Source organism: Kitasatospora sp. NPDC058406 (assembly GCF_042722765.1).
Taxonomy (GTDB): Bacteria; Actinomycetota; Actinomycetes; order Streptomycetales; family Streptomycetaceae; genus Kitasatospora.
In genome coordinates this window covers 1-1011 of sequence record NZ_JBHXKE010000513.1, presented here as the reverse complement: position 1 = coordinate 1011, position 1011 = coordinate 1, and the positions used below count along the sequence as shown (strand labels likewise).

Genomic DNA, 1011 nt, shown 5'->3' with positions numbered 1-1011 from the left:
GGGCTTGTATTTCAATTACTGCTTGCTCTGGTGGAGTTGGTGGGATGGTGGACCATGCCTGTGCGTCCGCCCATCACCGCGTTACGGGCCAAGTTCGATCGGCTCCTGCCTCATCTCGACGAGCGCCGTCGTCGGCTCTACCTGGCCAGTGAGGCCGCAGCGATCGGTCACGGTGGGATCGCTCTGGTGGCTGCAGCCTCCGGGGCCAGTACAGCCACCGTCGCGCGCGGCGTGACCGAGCTGGCCGGGGACCCGGTGCCCACACGAAGGGTCCGGGCTGCGGGAGCCGGCCGCAAGCCGTTGACGGTCACCGATCCCGGCCTGGTGCCGGCCCTCGAGGCGTTGATCGAGCCGCACACCCGGGGTGACCCGGTCTCCCCGCTGCGATGGACCACCTTGTCGTTGCGGGCTCTGGCCTCGGCCCTCACGTCGCAGGGCCATCCAGTCAGTGCCGCAACCGTCGGACGCCTGCTGCACCGGCTCGGCTACAGCCTGCAGGGCACCGTCAAGACCACCGAGGGCGCCGGCCATCCGGACCGCGACGCCCAGTTCGCCCACCTGAACGCCACGGCCACCGCCTTCCTCGACGACCGGCAGCCGGTGATCAGCGTCGATGCCAAGGCCAAGGAATGGCTCGGCAGCCGCGACCGGCCCGGTCGCACCTGGCGGCCGGGCAAGGACCCGATCAAGGTCGACTGCCACACCTTCACTACCAGCGACCAGCCCGTCGCCATCCCGTACGGGATCTACGACATCGCCACCAACACCGGCTGGGTCAACGTCGGGACCGACCACGACACCGCCGAGTTCGCGGTCGAGTCCATACGCCGCTGGTGGCAGCGCCGCGGGCGGGTGCACCATCCGAACGCCACCCGGCTGCTGATCACCGCCGACGCCGGCGGCTCCAACGATCCACGCCGCTGGACCTGGAAGAAGCACCTGGCCGCCTTCGCCCTGGAGAGCGGCCTGGAGATCACGGTCTGCCACTTCCCGCCGGGCACGTCGAAATGG

The 1011-nt window shown here is 69.7% G+C and carries 1 protein-coding gene; it reads left to right on the top strand.

The features are described from left to right. Positions 1-54: 54 nt before the first annotated feature. On the top strand, positions 55-1011 hold a 957-nt coding region (locus tag ACFWOG_RS40935; RefSeq protein WP_380364846.1), incomplete at its 3' end, for an ISAzo13 family transposase.